Annotated in this window: 5 protein-coding genes and 1 CRISPR repeat array; of the genes, 2 read left to right on the top strand and 3 right to left on the bottom strand. The window is 54.5% G+C overall.

The window, feature by feature from the left end:
- The first annotated feature begins 55 nt into the window (after positions 1-55).
- Entirely contained in the window at positions 56-1,369 is a 1,314-nt protein-coding gene (locus F8J34_RS06745) for a phenylacetate--CoA ligase (protein WP_297057473.1), read from the top strand.
- Between the two features lie 3 nt (positions 1,370-1,372).
- A complete protein-coding gene (locus F8J34_RS06740) occupies positions 1,373-1,819 on the top strand; it encodes an ACT domain-containing protein (protein WP_297057471.1) in 447 nt (148 codons plus the stop codon).
- Between the two features lie 18 nt (positions 1,820-1,837).
- Here F8J34_RS06740 and cas2 (F8J34_RS06735) read toward each other — a convergent pair whose 3' ends face one another.
- From cas2 (F8J34_RS06735) to cas1, 3 genes are read right to left on the bottom strand one after another with little or no spacing between them, the layout of a single operon-like run.
- On the bottom strand, positions 1,838-2,128 hold the full coding sequence (gene cas2 / locus F8J34_RS06735; protein ID WP_297057468.1) for a CRISPR-associated endonuclease Cas2: 291 nt from the start codon (positions 2,126-2,128) through the stop codon (positions 1,838-1,840).
- A complete protein-coding gene (gene cas2 / locus F8J34_RS06730) occupies positions 2,125-2,412 on the bottom strand; it encodes a CRISPR-associated endonuclease Cas2 (protein WP_297057465.1) in 288 nt (95 codons plus the stop codon). The genes cas2 (F8J34_RS06735) and cas2 (F8J34_RS06730) overlap by 4 nt, the downstream gene beginning before the upstream one ends.
- A 12-nt stretch (positions 2,413-2,424) precedes the next feature.
- Positions 2,425-3,438, bottom strand: coding sequence for a CRISPR-associated endonuclease Cas1 (cas1, locus tag F8J34_RS06725; RefSeq protein ID WP_297057462.1), 1,014 nt, complete (start codon positions 3,436-3,438; stop codon positions 2,425-2,427).
- 41 nt (positions 3,439-3,479) lie between these two features.
- Positions 3,480-3,670: a CRISPR direct-repeat array (repeat unit 34 nt; unit sequence TCGCAATCCCTTCTTAGTGAGGGAAGGTTTTCTC).

The following is a 3,670-nucleotide window of genomic DNA, read 5'->3' as shown; positions in this document are numbered from 1 at the left end:
TGCCAATCCGGAGCTACTCTGATAAGGAGAAAAGGCAAAACCAGGGGAGGTGGAAATGAGGCCGAATCGGAGGGATTATCTTTCCCGGGAGGAACTTGAGGCCCTTCAACTCCGGCGCCTGCAGGAAACCTTAAGGCGCGTTTATCACCTGGTGCCCTTCTATCGAAAAAAGTTCGATGAGGCCGGGGTCAAACCCGGGGATCTCGGGTCCCTTGAGGACCTCCGGCGTTTTCCCTTTACCACCAAGCAGGATCTTCGGGATCACTATCCCTTCGGTCTTCTGGCCGTGCCTCTGGATCAGGTGGTGCGTATCCATTCCTCCTCCGGCACCACCGGAAAGCCCACGGTGGTGGCCTACACCGAGCACGACCTGCGGGTCTGGACCGAGGTCATGATGCGCACCATGCTTATGGGCGGAGTGGGCCCCGGGGATGTGGTCCACAATGCTTACGGTTACGGTCTCTTTACCGGTGGACTGGGGTTTCATTACGGGGCCGAGGCCCTGGGGGCGGCGGTGGTGCCCTCGAGCGTGGGCTTTACCAAACGGCAGCTCATGCTCATGCGCGATTTCGGGGCCACGGTGCTCTGCTGCACCCCTTCCTATGCCCTTCATCTGGCCGAGGTGGCTCAGGAAGAGGGCCTTGATCCTCGCAAAGATTTTAGGCTTCGGGCCGGCTTTTTCGGGGCCGAGCCGGCCTCGGAGGGGCTTCGTCGGGCGGTGGCCGAGGCCTGGGGACTTAAGTACTTCGAGGCCTACGGTCTTTCGGAGATTATCGGCCCGGGAGTGGCGGCCTCCTGCGAATACGACGAACTCCACATCTTTGAGGACCATTTCCTGCCCGAGATTATCAATCCCGAGACCGGGGAGGTGCTTCCCGAGGGGGAGGAGGGTGAGCTGGTCTTCACCACCCTCACCAAACAGGCCCTGCCGCTCATCCGTTACCGCACCCGGGACATCTCGCGGCTCTACCGGGAGCCCTGTCGCTGCGGGCGCACCATCCTGCGCATGGGGCGCGTGGTGGGCCGAAGCGACGACATGCTCATCGTCTCCGGGGTGAACGTCTTTCCCTCCCAGGTGGAACACGTGCTCACCAAGGTGGAGGGCCTTACCCCCAATTATGTCATCGTGGTGGACAAGAAGGGCGTGCTCGACGTGCTCGAGGTCTGGGTGGAGGTGGACGAGAGGATCTTTACCGGGGATCTGGGCTCGCTTGAGAACCTGAAGCACCGTCTGGAGGAGGAACTGGCCAATCATCTCTTCCTCCGGGCCCGGGTCAAACTGGTGGAACCCAGGACTCTGGAGCGCTCCATGGGTAAGGCCAAACGGGTGATCGATCGTCGGGAACTGGAGGAAAAACTGGGGAGGTAGCCCATGCGGAGTAAATACGCTATCAAACAACTTTCGGTATTCCTGGAAAACCGTAAGGGCCGACTCAAGGAACTCACGGAGACCCTCTATCAGGCCGGGGTGAACATCCGGGCTCTGGCGCTGGCCGAAAGCGCGGAGTTTGGTATCCTGCGTCTGGTGGTGGACAACCCGGAAAAGGCCCGAAGCGTGCTTTCCGCCGCGGGCTTCACGGTGAAGGAACAGGAGGTCTTCGCCGTGGAGGTGGAGGACAGGCCCGGAGGTTTTTATCAGGTGGTAAAGCTCCTTTCCGAGGCCGACATCAACGTGGATTACACTTACGCCTTCGTAGGGGGTGGGGAGAAGGCCGTTCTCATCTTCAAGGTTCCAGACGCCGATCTCGAACGGGCCCTCAAGACCCTTTCCGGAGGGGGCGTCAAACTGGTCGAACCCCTTTTCTTTTACGGAGGCTGATCAATTTTTCGGTTCTTACTAAAAGACCAGGTGGTCTTCCTCTGGAAGGCGGGTATGTTTGCCGTAACCCAAATGGATTACCGGATGGCGACAGGTTTCACATAGTCGATAGTATCGGACCTTATCCTCCAGAGGGTCGATGACCTTTTCCACGGCCTCCCGCATGATCTCGAATTCCTGGTTCGTTAACCGACATTCAAAAACACTGTAAAGGACCCGCACCCCGAAGTCTTCCATTATCCGGGCTATTTTCTTTAGCCGTTTTTCTTCGGCAATATCGTAACAAACGAGATAATAGTTTCTGGTCACAGGATCAATTCCTCTTCGGGTTCCTCCGCGAAATATACCGGGCCGGAGAACTCCAGGTTTTGGAGGCAACTCCGGCAGAGGCGATAGATGCGCACCCGGTCATCGGTGCGTTTTATGAAGTCCGCAAGCCAGGAAACCACGTCTTCCAGTTCCTTTTGGGTAAGCCAGCATTCGAACACGCTTTTCTGGACCGGTTTCCCATAATCCTTCAGAAATTTATGTACCCTCTGTAATCGCCTGGGATCTCCTATATCATAAGAGATGATGTAGAATCGCCGATCCATAGGGAAATTATATCAGATAGTAAAGGCACGATATTCCGGGGCTTCTCCCTTGAGGACCCGGGCGAAGAGATACACCTGTTCGCGGATGATATCTCCGTATCGGAAGCGTTTTTTTCGGGGAGGATAAAGGGCCTCCTCTTTAAGCCTTTCCTGAAATTGTTTTACGAATTTTTTGAGCCCGGCCCGGCTTAGTTTTAGGGGCTGAAATTCCTCTTCTTCGTCCGGGAAGGCTTCTCCGGTGAAATCTTCCGGCTTGATAGTCTTCCAGTTTAGAATCCTTACCACCATGGCATCCACTATTATCGGACGCCATTCCTCCATAAGATCAAGCGCCAGGGAGGGCTTCCCGTAGTCCGGCGAATGTAAAAAACCTAGATAAGGATCAAGCCCTGAGGCCTCCACCAGGCTCAGGATCCGCGAGAGGAGCAGAGTATAGCCCAGAGAGAGCAGGGCATTTACAGGGTCTCTGGGAGGCCGGCGAGTGCGTTCCCGAAAAACGAACCCTGTACGACTTAAAAGAACCCCCAGACCCTGGAAATAATGACGGGAAGCCAGGCCTTCGAGCCCCAGAATTTCTTCCACATCCTTGGCCTTTTCCAGATCGGCAAGGATGCGCTTGAGATGGAAGATGGGACCCTCCAGGGTGGCCTCTCCCAGCCTTCTTTTCTGACGGGCCAGATATTCCCGCTGATTGTGAATTTTTCCACGCACAAAAGCTTTGGCCAGGAGCAGTCTTTTTCCGGAATTATGGAAGTTTTGGAACTGATGCAGGCGGAGTTCTACATTTTTTCCGAGCGGAGGCGATAGTTTACCCAGGTATTTCCCGGAAAGAGTAAGAAAGTGGACATCTATTCCGCGTTTTAGTAAAGTTTGTAAAGCCGGAGCAGTAAAATTTATCCTTCCGAAAACCAAAATTTGATCCACCTCCGCCAGCCTTACCTCCCATTTCTTTTGCCTGCTCTCCAGCTTAAGCCTTTCTCTCTCCCGTGAGACTTTTAACCCCTGTTCGGTAAGATAAAGGATCATTTCTGACCTCTATCAATATTTTTAAAAAGGTTTTCGAAGAACTCGCAATCCCTTCTTAGTGAGGGAAGGTTTTCTCATAGAGATGAGGATAGAGAAGGGATGGTGCGATGCCTTCAAGTCGCAATCCCTTCTTAGTGAGGGAAGGTTTTCTCATCCGCAAGTGAAAACCTTCCGATTTTGATCCGGGAGACATGTAGGTCGCAATCCCTTCTTAGTGAGGGAAGGTTTTCTC

Source organism: Thermosulfurimonas sp., from assembly GCF_015491435.1.
Taxonomy (GTDB): domain Bacteria; phylum Desulfobacterota; class Thermodesulfobacteria; order Thermodesulfobacteriales; family Thermodesulfobacteriaceae; genus Thermosulfurimonas_A.
This window is presented reverse-complemented; position numbering and strand designations above follow the sequence as displayed.